This window comes from Streptomyces sp. NPDC087901 (assembly GCF_044742205.1).
Taxonomy (GTDB): Bacteria; Actinomycetota; Actinomycetes; order Streptomycetales; family Streptomycetaceae; genus Streptomyces.
Map to the genome: position 1 here is coordinate 1,207,714 of NZ_JBIUUC010000001.1, position 21,274 is coordinate 1,228,987.

Consider the following 21,274-nt stretch of genomic DNA (forward strand, 5'->3'; position numbering starts at 1 on the left):
ACACGAGCTTGTTCGTGTGTCCGGCTCCGCAACGTGAGGGGCCGTCGGCCTTCACGGCCGACGGCCACACGCTTCTTCGTCGCCGGCGAACCGGGGCCTTCGTGGCTGCTCTGGACTACCTCGCCGGCACTGCGGTCTCCTCGGACGGACAGAAGACATCCCTCTGGATGCTTCCCGGGCAGGGGAGGACGGGAGTCGGCGGGTGGTGAACATCGTCACCGGCGACGACAAGACCCGGTACACGGCCGCCAGTGCCCGCAAACTGCCCGGCGGCATGGTCTTCCGGGAACCGCAGACCGGCGCCTGGTGCGTGCAGAAGGGCAGCCGGGTGCTCCCGCTGGATACGGACGCCGTACACGCCATCGGCGCGGGCGGGCACCACCCTGGCCGTCCACCGCACCCGGGTACGGGCCTCGTACGCGGACAAGCTCCCCTGGTTCCGGCTACGCCCGCGCAGGCCGGGCAGACCGCGCAGGCCGGGCAGACCGCGCAGACCGCGCAGACCGCGCAGACCGCGCAGGCGCGTACGGCCCCTCCGGCGCGAAGCCCACCACCGGAGGTCCGGGCCCGCCATCGCGGCGGACGCCACCGCGAACACCACCACCGCGGACACCGCCCTGACCGCGACCTCCGCGACCTCCGCGACCTCCGCGACCTCCGTGACCTTCGCGACCTCCACGGCAGCGGCGGCCGGGGCTGTCGCCGTGCTCGCCCTCCTGCGGCGTCACTGCCCTGCGCCACCGGGGCCCGCCGCGGGACCCGGTGACCGCACAGGCCCTCCGGACCCGATGACCCCGTGCTCCGGGACACGTGACCCCACCCCGTGTCCCGGAGCGCGGCGCCACCCGTGAGCACGCCGTGCTGTCACTGCCCGCAAGTAGGGTGGGAGACATGGCAGACCCCTCCAGCTACCGCCCCAAGCCGGGACAGATCCCCGACTCCCCGGGGGTCTACAAATTCCGCGACGAACACCGCCGGGTGATCTACGTCGGGAAGGCGAAGAGCCTGCGCCAGCGCCTGGCCAACTACTTCCAGGACCTGTCCGGTCTCCATCCGCGCACGCGCACGATGGTGACCACCGCCGCATCCGTGGAGTGGACCGTGGTCTCCACCGAGGTCGAGGCGCTCCAGCTCGAATACTCCTGGATCAAGGAGTTCGACCCCCGGTTCAACGTCAAGTACCGCGACGACAAGAGCTATCCGTATCTCGCGGTCACGCTCAACGAGGAGTTCCCGCGCGTCCAGGTGATGCGCGGGGCCAAGAAGAAGGGCGTGCGCTACTTCGGTCCGTACGGGCACGCCTGGGCGATCCGCGAGACGGTCGACCTGATGCTCCGGGTCTTCCCGGTGCGCACCTGCTCCGCAGGCGTCTTCAAGAACGCCGCCAGGTCCGGCCGCCCCTGCCTCCTCGGCTACATCGGCAAGTGCTCGGCCCCCTGCGTCGGCCGGGTCACCCCCGAGGAGCACCGCGAACTGGCGGACGACTTCTGCGACTTCATGGCCGGCCGCACCGGCACGTACATCCGCCGCCTGGAGAAGGACATGATGGCGGCGGCCGAGGACATGGAGTACGAACGGGCGGCCCGCCTGCGCGACGACGTGGAGGCGCTCAAGCGCGCCATGGAGAAGAGCGCCGTCGTGCTCGCCGACGCCACCGACGCCGACCTGATCGCGGTCGCGGAGGACGAGCTGGAGGCCGCGGTCCAGATCTTCCACGTCCGCGGCGGCCGGGTGCGCGGCCAGCGCGGCTGGGTCACCGACAAAGTGGAGAACGTCGACACCTCCGGCCTCGTCGAGCATGCCCTCCAGCAGCTGTACGGCGAGGAGACCGGCGACTCCGTTCCCAAGGAGGTCCTCGTCCCGGCCCTTCCCGAGGACCCCGACTCGGTCTCCCAGTGGCTGGCGGACCGCCGGGGATCCCAGGTCAGCCTGCGCATCCCGCAGCGCGGCGACAAGAAGGACCTGATGGTCACGGTCCAGCGCAACGCCCAGCAGGCCCTGGGGCTGCACAAGACCAAGCGCGCCTCCGACCTGACCACCCGCTCCCGGGCCCTGGAGGAGATCGCCGAGGCCCTCGGCCTCGACACGGCCCCGCTGCGCATCGAGTGCTTCGACATCTCCCACCTCCAGGGCGACGACGTGGTGGCGTCGATGGTGGTCTTCGAGGACGGGCTGGCCCGCAAGGGGGAGTACCGCCGGTTCCAGATCAAGAGCTTCGAGGGACAGGACGACGTCCGCTCGATGCACGAGGTGATCAGCCGGCGCTTCCGGCGCTACCTCCAGGAGAAGGAACGGACGGGGGAGTGGGAGGAAGGCCCGGCCACCACGGGCGCTGTCCCGGCCACCACGGGCGCCGTCCCGGCTCCCACGGCGGCCGTCCCGCCCGGGGCCGCCGACCCCGCTGTCGCGGGAGCCGTCCCGCCCGGCCCGCAGACCAGCACCGCACCCGGCCCCGAAGCCGTTGGCGTGCGGGAAGCCGCCGCGCCCGCCCCCACGGGCCCCGCACCGGCCGGCCCCGTGGACGGCGAACCCGCCGAGCCCCGTGAGGACGACGGCCGCCCCAAGCGGTTCGCCTACCCGCCGCAGCTCCTCGTGGTCGACGGCGGGCAGCCCCAGGTCGCAGCGGCCAAGCGCGCCCTGGACGAGCTGGGGATCGACGACATCGCCGTCTGCGGCCTCGCCAAGCGCCTCGAAGAGGTCTGGCTCCCCGACGACGACGACCCCGTCGTCCTGCCCCGCTCCAGCGAAGGCCTCTACCTCCTCCAGCGCGTCCGTGACGAGGCGCACCGCTTCGCCATCACGTACCAGCGCGCCAAACGGGCCAAGCGCATCCGCTCCAGTCCCCTGGACGCGGTCGCCGGACTCGGAGAGACCCGGAAACAGGCCCTGATCAAGCATTTCGGCTCCGTCAAGAAGCTGAAGCAGGCGACAATCGACGAGATCTGCGAGGTTCCGGGGATAGGCCGCAGGACGGCGGAATCAGTGGCTGTCGCCCTCGCCACGGCCGCCCCGGCCACGCCCGCCGTGAACACGGCCACAGGAGAGATCATTGAAGAGGACGACGGGGGCAGCACGACATGACTGAGCGCGAAGATGAACACGGGCACGACCGCACAGACCGAGCAGACGGAGCAGCACACGTGAGTACGGGCACCTCGACCGAGACGGGCGACAGCACGGTGGCCATCCCCGAGCTGGTGATCATCTCCGGAATGTCGGGCGCCGGCCGCAGCACGGCGGCCAAGTGTCTGGAGGACCTCGGCTGGTTCGTCGTCGACAACCTGCCACCCGCGCTGATCCCCACCATGGTGGAGCTCGGCGCCAGGTCGCAGGGGAACGTGGCACGGATCGCCGTCGTCGTCGACGTGCGCGGCCGCCGCTTCTTCGACAATCTGCGGGAGTCCCTCTCGGACCTGGAGGCCAAGGGCGTCACCCGGCGGATCGTCTTCCTGGAGTCCTCCGACGACGCGCTGGTCCGCCGCTTCGAGTCGGTTCGCCGCCCGCACCCCCTCCAGGGCGACGGCCGCATCGTGGACGGCATCGCCGCCGAGCGCGATCTGCTGCGCGAGCTGCGCGGCGACGCCGACCTGGTGATCGACACCTCCAGCCTCAACGTGCACGAACTGCGCGCCAAGATGGACGCCCAGTTCGCGGGCGACGAGGAGCCGGAGCTCCGCGCCACCGTGATGTCGTTCGGCTTCAAGTACGGGCTGCCCGTCGACGCCGACCTGGTGGTGGACTGCCGCTTCCTGCCCAACCCGCACTGGGTCCCCGAGCTGCGCCCCTTCACCGGGCTCAACGAGGAGGTCTCCGCGTACGTCTTCGACCAGCCGGGCGCCAAGGAGTTCCTCAACCAGTACACGGAGCTGCTCCAGCTCATCGCCGCGGGGTACCGCCGAGAGGGCAAGCGCTACGTGACCATCGCCGTCGGCTGTACGGGCGGCAAGCACCGCTCCGTGGCCATGTCGGAGAAGCTGGCGGCCCGGCTCGCCACCGAAGGGATCGAGACCGTGCTCGTGCATCGGGACATGGGGCGCGAGTGACCAGTCGCAATCTCCGTCTGCGCCGGCTGAGCAGGGCCACCTCCGCACTGTCCGGCCGCAAGCGCGGCGCACAGCCCAAGGTCGTCGCGCTCGGCGGCGGCATGGGCCTGTCCGCCTCGCTCACCGCGCTGCGGCGGATCACCGGCGACCTGACCGCCGTGGTCACCGTCGCCGACGACGGGGGGTCCAGCGGCCGGCTCCGCGAGGAGCTGGGCGTCCTGCCCCCCGGCGACCTGCGCAAGGCGCTGGCAGCGCTGTGCGGCGACGACGAGTGGGGCCAGACCTGGGCCCAGGTCATCCAGCACCGCTTCCAGTCCAAGGGCGACCTGCACGAGCACGCGGTCGGCAATCTGCTGATCGTCGCCCTGTGGGAGCAGCTCGGCGACCACGTACAGGCCCTCGACCTGGTCGGCAGGCTTCTCGGCGCGCACGGCCGGGTGCTGCCCATGTCCGCCGTGCCGCTGGAGCTCCAGGCGCTCGTGAAGGGGCACGACCCGGCGCGCCCGAACGAGGTGGACACCGTGCGCGGCCAGGCCACCGTGGCGCTCACGCCGGGTGAGGTGCAGTCCGTGCACGTCGTCCCGCACGACCCGCCTGCCGTACCCGAAGCGGTCGCCGCGGTCCTCGACGCGGACTGGGTGGTGCTCGGTCCCGGGTCCTGGTTCTCCTCGGTCATTCCGCATCTGCTCGTGCCCGACCTGCTGGACGCACTGATCGAAACGAAGGCCCGGAAGGTCCTCTCGCTGAACCTCGCACCGCAACCCGGTGAAACAGATGGCTTCTCTCCGCAGCGTCATTTGGAGGTTTTGGGACGACACGCCCCTAAACTCGCCCTGGACGTGGTGCTGGCCGACGAGGCCGCCGTGCCCGACCGCGAGTCCCTCGCCGATGCCGCAAAACGGCTCGGCGCCGCGGTCGAGCTGGCGCCCGTGGCCTCACCCGACGGCGTTCCGATTCATGATCCGGAGCTGTTGGCTGCCGCGTACGACCGTATTTTTCGGATGCATGGAAGGATCGGCCCATGGCGATGACGCCAGCGGTGAAGGACGAAATCTCTCGGCTTCCCGTAACCCGGACCTGCTGCAGGAAGGCAGAAGTCTCGGCGATTCTTCGGTTCGCGGGTGGGCTGCACCTGGTGAGCGGCCGGATTGTGATCGAGGCGGAGCTGGACACCGCGATGGCGGCGCGCCGGCTGAAGCGGGACATTCTCGAGATCTTCGGGCACAGCTCGGAGCTGATCGTGATGGCTCCCGGCGGGCTGCGACGCGGCTCGCGTTATGTCGTGCGGGTGGTGGCGGGCGGCGACCAGCTGGCCCGTCAGACGGGCCTCGTGGACGGCCGCGGCCGTCCCATCCGCGGGCTGCCCCCGCAGGTGGTCTCGGGGGCCACCTGCGATGCCGAGGCCGCCTGGCGCGGGGCCTTCCTGGCACACGGCTCGCTCACCGAGCCGGGCCGCTCCTCCTCACTGGAGGTGACCTGCCCGGGCCCGGAGGCCGCGCTCGCGCTGGTCGGTGCCGCCCGCAGGCTCTCCATCGCCGCGAAGGCCCGTGAGGTGCGCGGCGTGGACCGTGTCGTCGTCCGGGACGGCGACGCGATCGGCGCCCTGCTCACCCGGCTCGGCGCCCACGAGTCGGTGCTGGCCTGGGAGGAGCGGCGGATGCGGCGCGAGGTCCGCGCCACCGCCAACCGGCTCGCCAACTTCGACGACGCGAACCTGCGCCGGTCCGCCCGTGCCGCGGTGGCGGCAGGCGCCCGGGTGGGGCGCGCGCTGGAGATCCTCGGCGAGGAGGTCCCCGAGCACCTGGCGGCGGCCGGACGGCTGCGGATGGAGCACAAGCAGGCCTCCCTGGAAGAGCTGGGCGCCCTCGCGGACCCGCCGCTGACCAAGGACGCCGTCGCCGGCCGGATCCGCCGTCTCCTGGCGATGGCCGACAAGCGGGCCCAGGACCTCGGAATCCCGAGCACGGAATCCACCCTCAGCGAAGAGCTGGCCGACGGCCTGGTCGGCTGATCCGCACCCCCGCCGACGAGCCGCGGGGAGAACGCGCCGCGCACCCGCGGGTGTTGACGCTGTGTAATCGTCCCAGCAGGCGGGGGCGGACAACCGGAGGCCCGTACTCCTACTGGGGAGTACGGGCCTCGATCGTTCCTGCGGCCCCGCTCGATGTCACCCCGAGGGCTTCGGAGAGGTAGGGTCGGAGGCGGTCGGGGACATCCCATACAACTCGCCGGCGTCGAAAACCGGCGTACCTAACGAGGAGATCGGTTCGTGACGATCCGCGTAGGCATCAACGGCTTTGGCCGCATCGGTCGTAACTACTTCCGCGCGCTGCTGGAGCAGGGTGCGGACATCGAGATCGTGGCTGTCAACGACCTGGGTGACACTGCGACCACGGCCCACCTGCTGAAGTACGACACCATTCTGGGTCGTCTCAAGGCAGAGGTGAGCCACACCGCCGACACCATCACCGTCGACGGTCACACCATCAAGGTGCTCTCCGAGCGCAACCCGGCGGACATCCCGTGGGGCGAGCTGGGCGTCGACATCGTCATCGAGTCGACCGGCATCTTCACCAAGAAGGCCGACGCCGCCAAGCACATCGCGGGTGGCGCCAAGAAGGTCCTCATCTCGGCTCCGGCCAAGGACGAGGACATCACCATCGTGATGGGCGTCAACCAGGACAAGTACGACGCGGCCAACCACCACGTCATCTCCAACGCCTCCTGCACCACCAACTGTGTGGCGCCGATGGCCAAGGTTCTCGACGAGAACTTCGGCATCGTCAAGGGCCTGATGACGACGGTCCACGCGTACACGAACGACCAGCGGATCCTGGACTTCCCGCACTCCGACCTGCGTCGCGCCCGCGCCGCCGCGGAGAACATCATTCCGACCACGACGGGTGCCGCCAAGGCCACCGCCCTGGTCCTGCCGCAGCTCAAGGGCAAGCTCGACGGCATCGCGATGCGCGTCCCGGTCCCGACCGGTTCCGCCACCGACCTCGTCGTGACCCTCCAGCGCGAGGTCACCAAGGACGAGGTCAACGCCGCGTTCAAGAAGGCGTCCGACGACGGCGACCTCAAGGGCTTCCTGACGTACACCGAGGACCCGATCGTGTCCTCGGACATCGTGAGCGACCCGTCGTCCTGCACCTTCGACTCCTCCCTGACCATGGTCCAGGAGGGCACGACGGTGAAGATCCTCGGCTGGTACGACAACGAGTGGGGTTACTCCAACCGCCTCGTCGACCTGACCGTCTTCGTCGGCGGCCAGCTCTGATCCTCGGATCGGCAGGCACCTCGATGTGAGCACGGGGCTCGAACAGCGCAACGCAGCGCCGTTCGAGCCCCGCTGCATGCTCCCTCGTCCTCCAAGGAGTCCAGACAGATGAAGACGATCGACGAACTTCTCGCCGAAGGGGTCACCGGCAAGCGCGTATTCGTCCGCGCAGACCTCAATGTGCCGCTCAGCGGGACCACCATCACCGACGACGGCCGTATCCGCGCCGTCGAGCCGACCGTGCGGAAGCTGGCCGAGGCCGGCGCCCGGGTCGTCGTCGCCTCGCACCTGGGCCGCCCCAAGGGCGCCCCGGACCCGGCGTTCTCGCTGGCCCCCGCGGCCACCCGCCTCGGTGAGCTGCTCGGGACCGACGTCGCCTTCGCGACCGACACGGTCGGCGAGTCCGCCCGCGCCACCGTCGCCGCGCTCACCGACGGCCAGGTCGCCGTCATCGAGAACCTCCGCTTCAACGCCGGCGAGACGTCGAAGGACGACGCCGAGCGCGGCGCCTTCGCCGACCAGCTGGCCGAGCTCGCCGACGTGTACGTGGGCGACGGCTTCGGTGCCGTGCACCGCAAGCACGCCTCGGTCTTCGACCTCCCGGCCCGCCTTCCGCACGCCGCGGGTGACCTGATCGCCACCGAGGTCGGTGTCCTGCAGAAGCTCACCGACGACGTGCAGCGCCCGTACGCCGTGGTTCTCGGCGGCGCCAAGGTCTCCGACAAGCTCGGCGTCATCGACCACCTCCTGGAGCGCGCCGACCGCATCCTCATCGGCGGCGGCATGGCGTACACCTTCCTCAAGGCCCAGGGCCACGAGGTCGGCAGCTCACTGCTGCAGGAGGACCAGATCCCGGTGGTGCTGGAGTACCTCAAGCGCGCCGAGGAGAAGGGCGTGGAGTTCGTGCTCCCCGTCGACGTCGTGGTCGCCCCGGCGTTCCCCGACCTCAAGACCAAGGCTCCGGCCCACCCCACCACCGTCGCCGCCGACGCCATGCCGGCCGGACAGATGGGGCTGGACAACGGCCCGGAGACCAACAAGCTCTACGCATCGAAGCTCGCCGACGCGGCCACCGTCTTCTGGAACGGCCCGATGGGCGTCTTCGAGCACCCCGACTTCGCCGAGGGCACCCGGGCCGTCGCCCAGGCACTCGTCGACTCCTCGGGCTTCAGCGTGGTCGGCGGTGGCGACTCCGCCGCCGCGGTCCGCATCCTGGGCTTCGACGAGAACGCGTTCGGACACATCTCGACCGGTGGCGGCGCCAGCCTCGAGTACCTCGAGGGCAAGACGCTTCCCGGCCTCGCCGCTCTGGAGGACTGACCTTTCATGACCACTCGCACCCCGCTGATGGCGGGCAACTGGAAGATGAACCTCAACCACCTCGAGGCCATCGCACACGTCCAGAAGCTCGCCTTCGCCCTGGCCGACAAGGACTACGACGCCGTAGAGGTCGCCGTCCTGCCGCCCTTCACTGACCTGCGCTCCGTCCAGACGCTGGTCGACGGCGACAAGCTGAAGATCAAGTACGGCGCCCAGGACATCTCGGCGCACGACTCCGGCGCGTACACCGGTGAGATCTCCGGCCCGATGCTCGCCAAGCTGAAGTGCACCTATGTCGCCGTCGGCCACAGCGAGCGCCGCCAGTACCACGCGGAGACCGACGAGGTCTGCAACGCCAAGGTGAAGGCCGCGTACAAGTACGGTCTGACCCCGATTCTCTGCGTCGGCGAGGGCCTGGACATCCGCAAGGCCGGGGACCAGGTCGCGTACACGCTCGCGCAGCTCGACGGCGCACTGAAGGACATCCCGGCCGAGCAGGCCGAGACCATCGTGGTCGCCTACGAGCCGGTCTGGGCCATCGGAACCGGCGAGGTCGCCACCCCCGAGGACGCGCAGGAGGTCTGCGGTGCGATCCGCGGCCGCCTCGCCGAGCTGTACTCGCAGGAGCTGGCCGACGCGGTCCGCATCCAGTACGGCGGCTCGGTGAAGTCCGGCAACGTGGCCGCGATCATGGCGCAGCCCGATGTGGACGGCGCGCTGATCGGCGGCGCCGCGCTGGACGCCGACGAGTTCGTCAAGATCGTCCGCTTCCGCGACCAGTGAGTATGCGGTAGCGCGGATCCGTCGTACCCTTGCGGGGGCCAGGAGGGCAGCCTCCCGGCCCCCGTTGTTCGCACATGCAGTCAGGAATTCCGGAAAGTAGGGACCAGCCGTGATTTTGGGGTTCGAGATCGCCCTGATCGTCTTCAGCCTGCTGCTGATGCTGCTGGTGCTGATGCACAAGGGGAAGGGCGGCGGTCTTTCCGACATGTTCGGTGGCGGCATGCAGTCGTCCGTCGGCGGTTCCTCGGTTGCCGAGCGCAACCTCGACCGGATCACCGTCGTGGTCGGTCTGGGCTGGTTCGCGTGCATCGTGGTGCTTGGTCTGCTCATCAAGCTGGACAACTGACCCGTCGTACGCGATTCCGGTGAGGGTGTAACTCCAACCACTGGACGCGCGTTGGGCCTTACGTAGACTGGGGCATCTTCGAGCACCATCACGCAGGGAGTTACGACCGTGGCAAGTGGCAACGCGATCCGGGGAAGCCGGGTCGGAGCGGGGCCGATGGGGGAGGCCGAGCGCGGCGAGTCCGCGCCACGGGCCCGCATCTCCTTCTGGTGCTCGAACGGGCACGAGACGCAGCCGAGCTTCGCCCATGACGCGCAGGTACCGGAGACCTGGGACTGCCCGCGCTGCGGATTCCCGGCCGGCCAGGACCGGGACAGCCCGCCGGACCCGCCGCGCACCGAGCCGTACAAGACGCATCTGGCGTACGTACGCGAGCGGCGCAGCGACGAGGACGGCGAGGCGATCCTTGCCGAAGCCCTCGCGAAACTCCGCGGCGAGATCTGACACCTCTCGTGCCTCTGTAGAAGCTGTTCACCGGCCGGACACCCCCAGGGTGCCCGGCCGGAACGCTTCTGCCGTGCCGCAGCCCGCCGTTGTCCCGTCCACCGCCCTGATCAATTAAGTTGGAGGGGCAGCGGGGAACTGCGGTTACGAGAAGAAGTGGGCTGATGTCCGGGATGAACGCACAAAGCCGAGCCAGGCTCAACCAGACGCCGGAATGGACCGCGCTGGGAAAGCACCGTGAGCAGCTCGGGACGACCCATCTGCGAGAGCTCTTCGCGGACGATCCGGAGCGCGGTACCGGGTACACCCTGCGCGTCGGCGACCTGTACGTCGACTACTCCAAGCAGCTGGTCACCGAAGAGACGCTGCGGCTGCTCCGTGAGCTCGCCGCGGCCACCGGTGTCGCCGAGCTGCGGGACGCGATGTTCCGCGGAGACAAGATCAACACCACCGAGGACCGCGCCGTCCTGCACACCGCGCTCCGCGCCCCGCGCGACGCCGTGATCGAGGTCGACGGCGAGAACGTGGTGCCCGCCGTGCACGCGGTCCTCGACAAGATGGCCGCCTTCTCCGACCGCGTCAGGTCGGGCGAGTGGACCGGTCACACCGGCCGGCCCATCAAGAACATCGTCAACATCGGCATCGGCGGCTCCGACCTCGGCCCCGCCATGGCGTACGAGGTGCTGCGCTCCTTCACGGACCGCTCGCTCACCGTCCGCTTCGTCTCCAACGTCGACGGCGCCGACCTGCACGAGGCGGTGCAGGACCTCGACCCGGCCGAGACGCTCTTCGTCATCGCGTCGAAGACCTTCACCACGATCGAGACGATCACCAACGCCACCTCGGCCCGCGACTGGCTGCTGACCGGTCTGATGGCAGGTCAGGACGCGGTGGCCAAGCACTTCGTGGCCCTGTCGACGAACGCCGAGAAGGTCTCCGACTTCGGCATCGACACCGCCAACATGTTCGAGTTCTGGGACTGGGTCGGCGGCCGCTACTCGTACGACTCCGCCATCGGCCTCTCGCTGATGATCGCCATCGGTCCGGACCGGTTCCGCGAGATGCTCGACGGCTTCCACCTCGTCGACGAGCATTTCCGCACCGCCCCCGCCGAGGAGAACGCCCCGCTGCTGCTGGGCCTGCTGGGCGTCTGGTACGGCGCGTTCTTCGACGCCCAGTCGCATGCCGTGCTGCCCTACAGCCACTATCTGTCCAAGTTCACCGCGTACCTGCAGCAGCTCGACATGGAGTCCAACGGCAAGTCCGTGGACCGGGACGGCAATCCGGTCGACTGGCAGACCGGCCCCGTCGTCTGGGGAACCCCCGGCACCAACGGGCAGCACGCCTACTACCAGTTGATCCACCAGGGCACCAAGGTCATCCCGGCCGACTTCATCGGCTTCGCCGAGCCGGTCGACTCCCTGCTGCCCGGCCTGGTCGCCCAGCACGACCTGCTGATGGCCAACTTCTTCGCCCAGACCCAGGCGCTGGCCTTCGGCAAGACGCCGGACGAGGTGCGCGCCGAGGGCGTTCCCGAGGAGCTGGTGCCGCACAAGACGTTCCGCGGCAACCACCCGACGACGACGGTCCTCGCGGACCGGCTGACCCCGTCCGTGCTCGGCCAGCTGATCGCGCTGTACGAGCACAAGGTCTTCGTCCAGGGAGCCGTCTGGAACATCGACTCCTTCGACCAGTGGGGAGTCGAGCTCGGCAAGGTCCTCGCCAAGCGGATCGAGCCGGTGCTGACCGAGGGCAAGGGGGCCGAACAGCTTGACAGTTCGACCGCCGCGCTCGTCGCCGCGTACCGCGAGCTGCGGGGGCGCTGAGCCCGTGGCCAGGGGGGAGGGGGCGGTACGGCCGGTCCGTCTCAGGGCTCCGGCCCACACGCCGGACCCGCGGGCCATCGGGTGGTGGCGGGCGCAGTGGCTGCTGCTGACCGCCGCGCCGGTGATGGTCCTGACCGTGCTGGGCGCGTTCCTCGCGTCCGCCCGGTTCTGGCTGTTGCCGGCCGCCGCGGTGCTCGCGGTCCTCGGCATCGGCTGCGCCGTCGTCGTCCCCCTGTGGTGGTTCCGTACGCATCGCTGGGAGGTCACCGACCAGGCGGTGTACGTCCGCACGGGGGTGCTGTGGCAGGAGTGGCGGATCGCGCCGATGTCCCGGATCCAGACCGTGGACACCGTGCGCGGCCCCCTGGAACAGCTCTGCCGGCTCGCCACGGTCACCGTCACCACCGCCTCGTCCAAGGGCGCGGTGCGGATCGAGGGCCTCGACCACGAGCTGGCGGCCGAGCTCGCCGAGCGGCTGACCCGGATCACGCAGGACACCCCCGGGGACGCCACGTGAGCACGGCGGACACCGCCCCGGACACCACCGCCCCGGACGGTGCGGGTGACCGGGGCGGGTCGTCCGCCGTCGAATGGCGCCGCCTCGACCGGCGTACGGTCCTGGCCACCGCCCTCGTCACGGCGGGCGTGGCGGCCGGGGCAGCCGTGCCGACCACGCTCGGGCTCTCCGGACGGTTCGGGTTCGCCGCCGCCGTCGCCTGGGTGCTTGCGGGCGCGGCCCTGCTGATCGGCGGCAGCGCGGGCGCCGACTACGTACGGTGGCGCCGCACCCGCTACCGCGTCGGCGCCGACCGGGTCGAGCTCCGCACCGGCCTCCTGCTCGTCAGGAGGCGCTCCCTGGCCCGGGAACGCATCCGCAGCGTCGACCTCACCGCCCACCTGCTCCAGCGCGTCCTCGGCCTGGTCACCGTCCGGATCGGCACCGGTGAGCACACCGGTGACGACTCCACCCTCGAACTCGACCCGGTCCTGCGCGCCGAGGGCGAACGGCTGCGCCGCGCGCTCCTGGAGCGAGGTCCGGCCGAGGCGCCCGGCAGCCACCGGGAGGGCGAGCTCGTCACTCTCGACCCGCGCTGGATCCGCTACGCACCGGTCTCGTTCGTCGCCCCGGCCCTCGGTGGCGCTGCGGCCGGAGCGGTGATGCAGGTCAGCGACTGGTTCGGGGTGCAGGGCCAGGTCATCGAGTGGGCCGGCGACCGGTACCGGGACTCCTCCCTGCTCTCCGTGATCCTGCTCCTCGCCGTGGCCGCTTCGCTCGCCGGCGTCGTGGGCGCACTGGGGCTCTGGGTCGAGATGTGGTGGAACTACCGCCTCGAACGCGAACCGGGCGGCACCCTGCGCATCCGTCGCGGACTGCTCACCTCCCGGTCCGTCTCCATCGAGGAGCGGCGGCTGCGCGGTGTCGACCTTGTCGAGCCGCTCGGCGTCCGGCTGCTGGGCGCCGCCCGGGTCGACGCCATCACCACCGGACTGGCCAAGGACGACGAGGAGCAGCGCGGCGACCACAACACCCTGCTGCCCGCCGCGCCCCGGCCGGTCGCCGACGAGGTCGCCGCCGCCGTGCTGCGTGCGACGGTGTCCCCGACCGGTGCCCCGCTGACCGCGCATCCGCCCGCCGCGCGCGGCCGGCGCCTGCGCAGGGCGTACTGGGCGGTCCTGGTGCCCGTCCTGGTCCTGGCCCTGCTCGGCGCCCTGCTGACGCCCGTCCTGCTCTGGACCGCTCTCGGCTGCGCCGCCGTGGGGCTGCCCGCCGGGGTGCTCCTGGCCCGCGATGCCTACCGCAGCCTCGGTCACGCCCTCAGCGGCGTCTATCTGGTGACCCGTTCGGGCACCCTGCGCCGTTCCACCGCCGCACTGGAGCGGGCCGGGGTGATCGGCTGGACGGTCCGGCAGTCGTACTTCCAGCGACGGGCCGGGGTACTGGACATCGCCGCGACGACGGCCGCGGGAGCCGGCGCGTACACGGTGTACGACGCGGACGCGTCCGAGGGACTCACCTTCGCCTCCGAGGCCGTCCCCGGCCTGCTCGCGCCCTTCCTGGAGCGGGCCGAGGGGGAGTGAGGCCCGGTCAGCCGTGCGTCGTGTCGATGACGCAGAAGCGGTTGCCCTCGGTGTCCGCGAGGACCACGAAGTCCGGGTCCTCGGGGTACAGCTTCCAGTCGGTCTCCGTGGCACCGAGCGCGAGCAGCCGCGCCACCTCGGCGTCCTGCTCGTCGGTGTAGAGGTCGAGGTGGACCCGGGGGGCCTCCTGCACGGGGGCATCGCTCCGGCCCAGTGAGACCCCCGCCCCCGGCCCCTCGGCCGGGACCAGCACCACCCAGTCGTCCGCCTGCGGCTCGCGCTCCACATAACCGAGCGCGGCCTTCCAGAAGGCCGCCGCGCGCCGTACGTCCGACGCGCCCATCACCACGCTTCCGATGTGCACCATGGACCGAGCCTTTCACGACGCAGGCCCGGTCCGCTCCGAGGAGCGAACCGGGCCTGCGGGCAGTACCGCTGACAGTCGTTCAGGCCGAGGCCGGCGGGTACAGGGCGCGCGGCAGCTGCGAGGCCGCCGCCGCGTCCAGCAGCCACAGCGTGCGGCTGCGACCGTACGCGCCGGCGGCCGGGGCCTGGATCTCCCCGGCCCCCGACAGGGCGATGGCCGCGGCCTCCGCCTTGTCCTCGCCCGCCGCGAGCAGCCACACCTCGCGCGCCGCCCGGATGGCGGGCAGCGTGAGCGAGACGCGGACGGGCGGCGGCTTGGGCGCCCCGTGCACACCGACGACGGTGCGCTCGGTCTCCCGTACCGCGGGCAGCTCCGGGAAGAGCGAGGCGACATGGGTGTCGGGGCCGACGCCCAGCATGAGCACGTCGAACACCGGCACCGGTCCGTGGTCCTCCGGACCGGCCGCGGCGGCCAGTTCGGCGGCGTACGCGGCGGCCGCCGCATCGACGTCCTGGCCGTACGGCCCGTCCGACGCGGGCATCGCGTGCACTCGGGACGGGTCCAGCGGCACCGAGTCCAGCAGGGCCTTGCGGGCCTGCGTGACATTGCGCTCCGGGTCGCCCTCGGGCAGGAACCGCTCGTCGCCCCACCACAGGTCGAGCCGCGACCAGTCGACGGCGTCGCGGGCGGGTGCTTCGGCGAGTGCGGCCAGCAGGCCGTTGCCGTTACGGCCGCCGGTGAGCACCACCGAGGCGTGACCGCGTGCGGCCTGGGCGTCCACGATCTTCGTGATCAGCCGGGCCGCCGCGGCCTGCGCCATCAGTTCCTTGTCGCGGTGCACGACGAGCTGCGGGACGACGCTCACTTCGACGCCGCCTTCTTCGCCGGTGGCGTCGCCTTCTTGGCGGCGGGAGCGGCCGGCGCCGCGGCTGCGGCGGCCTTGGGCTTCGCCGCTTCCCCGAGCCGCTCCACGCCGAACTTCACGGAGGACTCATAGGTGTTGTCCGGGTCGAGCCGGCGCAGCTCCTCGGCGAGCAGCTCCGCGGTCTCCCGGCGCTTGAGCGCCACCGCACGGTCCGGCTGTCCCACCATGGAGAGCGTGGCCAGTGAACCATCGGCCCGGTCCAGCACGATCGTGCCGGACTTGGTCTCCATCCGGACGGCCGTCAGACCGGGGCCGCCGGACATGGTGCGCTCGACCGGGACCTGGAGCCGGTCCGCGAGCCACATGGCCAGCAGCTCGCAGCTCGGGTTCTCGGACTCGCCCTCGACCGTCGCCGAGATGACGTCCACGGCCTGCTGGTCGAGTGCGGCCGCCAGCATGGAGCGCCAGGGCGTGATCCGGGTCCAGGCCAGATCGGTGTCGCCGGGGGTGTACGACTTGGCGCGCACCGCCAGCTCGTCGATCGGGCGCTCCGCCGAGTAGGTGTCCGTGATCCGGCGCTGGGCGAGCGCGCCCAGCGGGTCCTTCGTCGGATCGGCGGGCGCGGCCTCGGGCCACCAGACCACGACCGGGGCATCCGGCAGCAGCAGCGGCAGGACCACCGACTGGGCGTGGTTGGCCAGTTCGCCGTGGAGCCGGAGCACCACGGTCTCACCGGTGCCCGCGTCGGAGCCGACCCGGACCTCGGCGTCCAGCCGGGCGTCGCGCCGGCTGCGCGGCGAGCGGCTGACCCGCTTGATCACCGCGATGATCCGCGAGGGGTGCTCGCGCGAGGCGTCGCCGGCCGACTTGAGAGCGTCGTAGGCGTTCTCCTCATCGGTGACGATGACCAGGGTGAGCACCATGCCGATCGCCGGGGTGCCGATGGCACGACGGGCCGACACCAGCGCCTGGTTGATCTTGCTGGAAGTGGTTTCCGTGAGATCGATCTTCATGGCCGGCGCCAGCTCCGTCCGTCTCGTGCGAGCATCTCGTCCGCCTCGGCCGGGCCCCAGGTGCCCGCCGGGTACTGCGCGGGCTTGCCGTGCTTGTCCCAGTACTCCTCGATCGGGTCGAGGATGTTCCAGGAGAGTTCGACCTCCTGGTGGCGGGGGAAGAGGTTGGCGTCGCCGAGCAGCACATCGAGGATGAGCCGCTCGTAGGCCTCCGGGCTGGACTCGGTGAAGGACTCGCCGTAGGCGAAGTCCATCGTCACGTCCCGGACCTCCATCGAGGTGCCGGGCACCTTGGAGCCGAACCGCACGGTCACGCCCTCGTCCGGCTGGACCCGGATGACCAGGGCGTTGCCGCCCAGCTCCTCCGTCGCCCCGGACTCGAAGGGGAGGTACGGGGCGCGCTTGAAGACGACCGCGATCTCCGTGACCCGCCGGCCGAGCCGCTTTCCGGTACGGAGGTAGAACGGCACGTCCGCCCAGCGGCGGTTGTTGATCGTCAGCTTGATCGCGGCGAAGGTGTCGGTCTTCGACTTGGGGTCGATGCCGTCCTCCTCCAGATAGCCGAGGACTTCCTCGCCGCCCTGCCACGCGTGCGCGTACTGACCGCGCACGGTGTGCTTGCCGAGGTCGTCCGGCAGCTCGACTGCCGTGAGCACCTTGAGCTTCTCGGCGACCAGGGCCTTCGGGTGGAAGGAACCGGGCTCCTCCATCGCGGTCAGGGCCAGCAGCTGGAGCAGGTGGTTCTGGATGACGTCACGGGCGGCGCCGATGCCGTCGTAGTAGCCGGCCCGGCCGCCGATGCCGATGTCCTCGGCCATCGTGATCTGGACGTGGTCGACGTAGCTCCGGTTCCAGATCGGCTCGAACATCGTGTTGGCGAACCGCAGCGCCAGGATGTTCTGGACCGTCTCCTTGCCCAGGTAGTGGTCGATCCGGAAGACCTCGTTGGGCGGGAACACGTCGTGCACGAGGTGGTTGAGCTCCTGCGCGCTCTTCAGGTCGTGACCGAAGGGCTTCTCGATGACGGCACGCCGCCAGGAGCCCTCCTTCTGGTCCGCGAGCCCGTGCTTCTTGAGCTGCTGGACGACCTTGGGGAAGAACTTCGGCGGCACGGAGAGGTAGAAGGCGAAGTTGCCGCCCGTCCCCTGTGCCTGGTCGAGTTCCTGGATGGTCGCCTTCAGGGTCTCGAAGGCCTCGTCGTCGTCGAAGTTGCCCTGGACGAAGCGCATCCCCTGGATGAGCTGCTGCCAGACCTCTTCACGGAACTCGGTACGGGCGTGCTGCTTGACGGCGTCGTGGACCTCCTGTGCGAAGTCCTCGTCCTGCCACTCGCGGCGCGCGAAACCGATGAGCGAGAAGCCCGGCGGCAGCAGGCCGCGATTGGCCAGGTCGTAGACGGCGGGCATCAGCTTTTTACGGGACAAATCGCCCGTGACGCCAAAGATGACCAGGCCCGACGGCCCCGCGATACGCGGGAGCCGTCGGTCCTGGGCGTCACGGAGCGGGTTGGCTCCGGGAACACCAGACAAAGTGGTCAGCCCTCCGAAGGGGCGAGGCGCTTGAGCTCTGCCTCGGTCGAGTTGAGCAGGTCGATCCAGGCGGCCTCGAACTTCTCGACGCCCTCGTCCTCAAGGAGCTGGACGACGTCGTCGTACGAGACACCCAGCTTCTCGACGGCGTCGAGCTCGGCACGGGCCTGCTCGTAGGTGCCGGCGATGGTGTTGCCCGTGATCTGTCCGTGGTCCGCGGTGGCGTCCAGGGTGGCCTCGGGCATGGTGTTCACCGTGCCGGGGGCGACCAGGTCGTCCACGTACAGGGTGTCCTTGTACGCGGGGTCCTTCACGCCGGTGGAGGCCCACAGCGGGCGCTGCTTGTTGGCGTGCGCCTTGTCCAGCGCGGCCCAGCGGTCCGACGAGAAGACCTCCTCGAACGCCTGGTAGGCGAGCCGGGCGTTGGCGAGAGCCGCCTTGCCCTTCAGTGCCTTGGCCTCGTCGGTGCCGATCGCGTCGAGCCGCTTGTCGATCTCGGAGTCCACGCGGGACACGAAGAACGAGGCCACCGAGTGGATCTTGGACAGGTCCAGGCCGGCGGCCTTCGCCTTCTCCAGACCCGCCAGGTAGGCGTCCATGACCTCGCGGTAGCGCTCCAGCGAGAAGATCAGCGTGACGTTGACGCTGATGCCCTTGCCGATGACCTCGGTGATCGCCGGCAGGCCGGCCTTCGTCGCCGGGATCTTGATGAGCGTGTTCGGCCGGTCCACCAGCCAGGCCAGCTGCTTGGCCTCGGCGACCGTGGGGGCCGTGTGGTGGGCCAGACGCGGGTCGACCTCGATGGAGACCCGGCCGTCCTGGCCGTCCGTGGTGTCGAAGACGGGACGCAGGATGTCGGCGGCGTCACGGACGTCCGCCGTCGTGATCATGCGGATGGCCTCGTCCACGGTGACCTTGCGGGTGGCGAGGTCCGTGAGCTGCTGGTCGTAACCGTGGCCCTGGGAGATCGCCTTCTGGAAGATCGACGGGTTGGTCGTGACACCCACGACGTGACTCTGGTCGATCAGCTCGGCGAGGTTGCCGGAGGTGATCCGTGTGCGGGACAGGTCGTCGAGCCAGATCGCCACGCCCTCGTCGGAGAGGCGCTTGAGTGCGTCTGTCATGAGAATTGCATCTCCTACTAGTCGTATAACGGCGTCAGCGCGTGACGGCGGCGAGAGATTCCCGGGCGGCGGCCGCGACGGCCTCGCCGGTGAAGCCGAACTCGCGGAAGAGGACCTTGGCGTCGGCCGAGGCACCGAAGTGCTCCAGCGACACGATCCGGCCGGCGTCCCCGACGTACCGGTACCAGGTGAGACCGATGCCCGCCTCGACGGCGACCCGGGCCTTCACCGACGGCGGCAGGACGCTGTCCTTGTACGCCTGGTCCTGCTCCTCGAACCACTCGACACACGGCATCGACACCACACGGGTCGGGATGCCGGCGGCCTGGAGCTCCTCGCGCGCCTCGACCGCGAGGTGGACCTCGGAGCCCGTACCGATCAGCAGGACCTGGGGCTCGCCGCCCTCGGCCTCGAAGAGCACGTAGCCGCCCTTGACCGCGTTCTCGTTCGCCTCGTACGTGGGCACGCCCTGCCGCGTCAGCGCCAGACCGTGCGGGGCGCCCTTGCCGAACACCTTGGTGTAGCGGCGAAGGATCTCGCGCCAGGTGAGGGAGGTCTCGTTGGCGTCGGCCGGGCGGACGACGTTCAGGCCCGGGATCGCGCGCAGCGCGGCCAGGTGCTCCACCGGCTGGTGGGTCGGGCCGTCCTCGCCGAGACCGATCGAGTCGTGCGTCCACACGTACGTCACCGGAAGGTGCATCAGCGCGGACAGGCGCACGGCGTTGCGCATGTAGTCGGAGAACACCAGGAAGGTGCCGCCGTAGATGCGGGTGTTGCCGTGCAGCGCGATGCCGTTCATGGCCGCGGCCATGGCGTGCTCGCGGATGCCGAAGTGGATCGTGCGGCCGTACGGGTCCGCACCCGGCAGCGGGTTGCCGGCCGGGAGGAACGACGACGTCTTGTCGATCGTGGTGTTGTTCGAGCCCGCGAGGTCGGCGGAGCCGCCCCACAGCTCGGGGACGATCTCGCCGAGCGCCTGGAGCACCTTGCCGGAGGCTGCTCGGGTGGCGACGCCCTTGCCGGGCTCGAAGACCGGGAGCTTGTCCTCCCAGCCCTCGGGCAGCTCCCCCGCGGAGATCCGGTCGAACTCGGCGGCGCGCTCCGGGCTGGCGGTGCGCCACGCGGCGAAGGTCTTCTCCCACTCGGCCTTGGCCTCACGGCCGCGGTCCAGCGCCTCACGGGTGTGCGCGATGACCTCGTCGGCGACCTCGAAGGTCTTCTCCGGGTCGAAGCCCAGCACCCGCTTGGTCGCGGCGACCTCGTCGTCGCCGAGCGCGGAGCCGTGCGAGGCCTCGGTGTTCTGGGCGTGCGGCGCGGGCCAGGCGATGATCGAGCGGGCCGCGATGAACGACGGGCGCCCGGTCTCTGCCTTGGCGGCCAGCAGGGCCTTGTACAGACCCGCCGGGTCCAGGTCACCGCTGGGCAGCTGCTCGACGCGCTGGACGTGCCAGCCGTACGCCTCGTAGCGCTTCAGGGTGTCCTCGGAGACCGCGGTCTCCGTGTCGCCCTCGATGGAGATGTGGTTGTCGTCCCACAGCAGGACCAGGTTGCCCAGCTTCTGGTGCCCGGCCAGCGAGGACGCCTCCGCGGAGATGCCCTCCTGGAGGCAGCCGTCGCCGGCGATGGCCCACACCATGTGGTCGAACGGGGAGGTGCCGGGGGCCGCCTCCGGGTCGAACAGGCCGCGCTCGTAGCGGGCGGCCATGGCCATGCCCACGGCGTTGGCGACACCCTGGCCCAGCGGGCCGGTCGTCGTCTCCACGCCCGTGGTGTGGCCGTACTCCGGGTGCCCCGGGGTCTTGGAGCCCCAGGTACGGAAGGCCTTCAGGTCATCGAGCTCCAGGCCGTACCCGGCCAGGTAGAGCTGGATGTAGAGGGTCAGGCTGGTGTGGCCCGCCGAGAGCACGAACCGGTCGCGACCGGTCCAGTCCGCGTCGGCGGGGTCGTGCCGCATCACCTTCTGGAAGATGGTGTACGCGGCGGGAGCCAGGCTCATGGCCGTACCCGGGTGGCCGTTTCCGACCTTCTGTACGGCGTCCGCGGCGAGGACGCGGACGGTGTCCACGGCCCGCTGGTCCAATTCGGTCCACTGGAGGTCTGTGGTGGTCGGCTTGGTGCTCACCCTGAGTCAGGGCTCCTCTCCACTGTCGTAAACCGGTGACTGTGTCCGCACCGGGCGTTGTCGAGCCTACCCCCGTCCCGACCCGCAATTTCCGGCTGCTTCCAGGGTGCGGGCGGCCCGTCGAATCCGCCTC

19 protein-coding genes are annotated in these 21,274 nt (G+C 70.6%); 13 read left to right on the plus strand and 6 right to left on the minus strand.

From position 1 onward, the window contains the following. Positions 1 to 202 precede the first annotated feature (202 nt). The 13 genes from ACIOEW_RS05330 to ACIOEW_RS05390 all read left to right on the plus strand — a co-directional run bounded on the left by ACIOEW_RS05330 (position 203) and on the right by ACIOEW_RS05390 (position 14,121). Positions 203 to 766, plus strand: coding sequence for a hypothetical protein (locus ACIOEW_RS05330; RefSeq protein ID WP_401961401.1), 564 nt, complete (start codon positions 203 to 205; stop codon positions 764 to 766). A 125-nt stretch (positions 767 to 891) separates the two neighbouring features. Beyond that, complete coding sequence (gene uvrC, locus ACIOEW_RS05335; RefSeq protein ID WP_401961402.1) at positions 892 to 3,081, plus strand: excinuclease ABC subunit UvrC; 2,190 nt, start codon at positions 892 to 894, stop codon at positions 3,079 to 3,081. Continuing rightward, positions 3,078 to 4,043, plus strand: coding sequence for an RNase adapter RapZ (rapZ, locus tag ACIOEW_RS05340; RefSeq protein WP_362546714.1), 966 nt, complete (start codon positions 3,078 to 3,080; stop codon positions 4,041 to 4,043). The genes uvrC and rapZ overlap by 4 nt, the downstream gene beginning before the upstream one ends. After that, positions 4,040 to 5,074 carry a uridine diphosphate-N-acetylglucosamine-binding protein YvcK gene (gene yvcK, locus ACIOEW_RS05345; RefSeq protein WP_401961404.1) on the plus strand — a complete coding sequence of 345 codons (1,035 nt, stop codon included), beginning with the start codon at positions 4,040 to 4,042 and terminating at the stop codon, positions 5,072 to 5,074. Before rapZ ends, yvcK begins: the two co-directional genes overlap by 4 nt. Next, positions 5,065 to 6,054: a DNA-binding protein WhiA gene (whiA, locus tag ACIOEW_RS05350; protein ID WP_024494235.1), complete on the plus strand. Its 990-nt coding sequence runs from the start codon at positions 5,065 to 5,067 to the stop codon at positions 6,052 to 6,054. Before yvcK ends, whiA begins: the two co-directional genes overlap by 10 nt. A gap of 258 nt (positions 6,055 to 6,312) precedes the next feature. Then, complete coding sequence (gap, locus tag ACIOEW_RS05355) at positions 6,313 to 7,323, plus strand: type I glyceraldehyde-3-phosphate dehydrogenase (RefSeq protein WP_326735564.1); 1,011 nt, start codon at positions 6,313 to 6,315, stop codon at positions 7,321 to 7,323. Between the two features lie 108 nt (positions 7,324 to 7,431). Further along, on the plus strand, positions 7,432 to 8,643 hold the full coding sequence (locus ACIOEW_RS05360; protein ID WP_362546721.1) for a phosphoglycerate kinase: 1,212 nt from the start codon (positions 7,432 to 7,434) through the stop codon (positions 8,641 to 8,643). A 6-nt stretch (positions 8,644 to 8,649) separates the two neighbouring features. After that, the gene (gene tpiA, locus ACIOEW_RS05365) at positions 8,650 to 9,426 is read left to right on the plus strand and encodes a triose-phosphate isomerase (protein ID WP_362546724.1); all 777 of its coding nucleotides are present in this window, start codon (positions 8,650 to 8,652) and stop codon (positions 9,424 to 9,426) included. 109 nt (positions 9,427 to 9,535) lie between these two features. Continuing rightward, positions 9,536 to 9,772 carry a preprotein translocase subunit SecG gene (secG, locus tag ACIOEW_RS05370; RefSeq protein WP_018104607.1) on the plus strand — a complete coding sequence of 79 codons (237 nt, stop codon included), beginning with the start codon at positions 9,536 to 9,538 and terminating at the stop codon, positions 9,770 to 9,772. A gap of 108 nt (positions 9,773 to 9,880) precedes the next feature. Beyond that, the gene (locus tag ACIOEW_RS05375; protein WP_078617917.1) at positions 9,881 to 10,216 is read left to right on the plus strand and encodes an RNA polymerase-binding protein RbpA; all 336 of its coding nucleotides are present in this window, start codon (positions 9,881 to 9,883) and stop codon (positions 10,214 to 10,216) included. Positions 10,217 to 10,389: 173 nt separating this feature from the next. Then, complete coding sequence (gene pgi, locus ACIOEW_RS05380) at positions 10,390 to 12,042, plus strand: glucose-6-phosphate isomerase (RefSeq protein ID WP_401961405.1); 1,653 nt, start codon at positions 10,390 to 10,392, stop codon at positions 12,040 to 12,042. 4 nt (positions 12,043 to 12,046) lie between these two features. Beyond that, entirely contained in the window at positions 12,047 to 12,559 is a 513-nt protein-coding gene (locus ACIOEW_RS05385) for a PH domain-containing protein (protein ID WP_401961407.1), read from the plus strand. A gap of 101 nt (positions 12,560 to 12,660) precedes the next feature. Next, a complete protein-coding gene (locus tag ACIOEW_RS05390; RefSeq protein ID WP_401961573.1) occupies positions 12,661 to 14,121 on the plus strand; it encodes a PH domain-containing protein in 1,461 nt (486 codons plus the stop codon). Between the two features lie 7 nt (positions 14,122 to 14,128). Here ACIOEW_RS05390 and ACIOEW_RS05395 read toward each other — a convergent pair whose 3' ends face one another. The 6 genes from ACIOEW_RS05395 to tkt form a co-directional block, all read right to left on the minus strand. Beyond that, a complete protein-coding gene (locus ACIOEW_RS05395; RefSeq protein WP_401961409.1) occupies positions 14,129 to 14,488 on the minus strand; it encodes a VOC family protein in 360 nt (119 codons plus the stop codon). Between the two features lie 79 nt (positions 14,489 to 14,567). Beyond that, on the minus strand, positions 14,568 to 15,353 hold the full coding sequence (gene pgl, locus ACIOEW_RS05400) for a 6-phosphogluconolactonase (RefSeq protein WP_401961410.1): 786 nt from the start codon (positions 15,351 to 15,353) through the stop codon (positions 14,568 to 14,570). Further along, positions 15,350 to 16,366, minus strand: coding sequence for a glucose-6-phosphate dehydrogenase assembly protein OpcA (gene opcA / locus ACIOEW_RS05405; RefSeq protein WP_401961412.1), 1,017 nt, complete (start codon positions 16,364 to 16,366; stop codon positions 15,350 to 15,352). Before opcA ends, pgl begins: the two co-directional genes overlap by 4 nt. Continuing rightward, positions 16,363 to 17,895 carry a glucose-6-phosphate dehydrogenase gene (gene zwf / locus ACIOEW_RS05410; protein ID WP_401961415.1) on the minus strand — a complete coding sequence of 511 codons (1,533 nt, stop codon included), beginning with the start codon at positions 17,893 to 17,895 and terminating at the stop codon, positions 16,363 to 16,365. The genes opcA and zwf overlap by 4 nt, the downstream gene beginning before the upstream one ends. A 5-nt stretch (positions 17,896 to 17,900) precedes the next feature. Continuing rightward, entirely contained in the window at positions 17,901 to 19,019 is a 1,119-nt protein-coding gene (gene tal, locus ACIOEW_RS05415; protein ID WP_401961418.1) for a transaldolase, read from the minus strand. 34 nt (positions 19,020 to 19,053) lie between these two features. After that, positions 19,054 to 21,141: a transketolase gene (gene tkt, locus ACIOEW_RS05420; protein WP_362546743.1), complete on the minus strand. Its 2,088-nt coding sequence runs from the start codon at positions 21,139 to 21,141 to the stop codon at positions 19,054 to 19,056. Between the last annotated feature and the right edge of the window lie 133 nt (positions 21,142 to 21,274).

Bases quoted from the DNA above. Each gene is read 5' to 3' on its own strand.
- uvrC (WP_401961402.1), top strand. From the start codon at position 892: ATGGCAGACCCCTCCAGCTACCGCCCCAAGCCGGGACAGATCCCCGAC.
- rapZ (WP_362546714.1), top strand. From the start codon at position 3,078: ATGACTGAGCGCGAAGATGAACACGGGCACGACCGCACAGACCGAGCA.
- whiA (WP_024494235.1), top strand. From the start codon at position 5,065: ATGGCGATGACGCCAGCGGTGAAGGACGAAATCTCTCGGCTTCCCGTA.
- ACIOEW_RS05360 (WP_362546721.1), top strand. From the start codon at position 7,432: ATGAAGACGATCGACGAACTTCTCGCCGAAGGGGTCACCGGCAAGCGC.
- tpiA (WP_362546724.1), top strand. From the start codon at position 8,650: ATGACCACTCGCACCCCGCTGATGGCGGGCAACTGGAAGATGAACCTC.
- pgi (WP_401961405.1), top strand. From the start codon at position 10,390: ATGAACGCACAAAGCCGAGCCAGGCTCAACCAGACGCCGGAATGGACC.
- ACIOEW_RS05395 (WP_401961409.1), bottom strand. From the start codon at position 14,488: ATGGTGCACATCGGAAGCGTGGTGATGGGCGCGTCGGACGTACGGCGC.
- opcA (WP_401961412.1), bottom strand. From the start codon at position 16,366: ATGAAGATCGATCTCACGGAAACCACTTCCAGCAAGATCAACCAGGCG.
- tal (WP_401961418.1), bottom strand. From the start codon at position 19,019: ATGACAGACGCACTCAAGCGCCTCTCCGACGAGGGCGTGGCGATCTGG.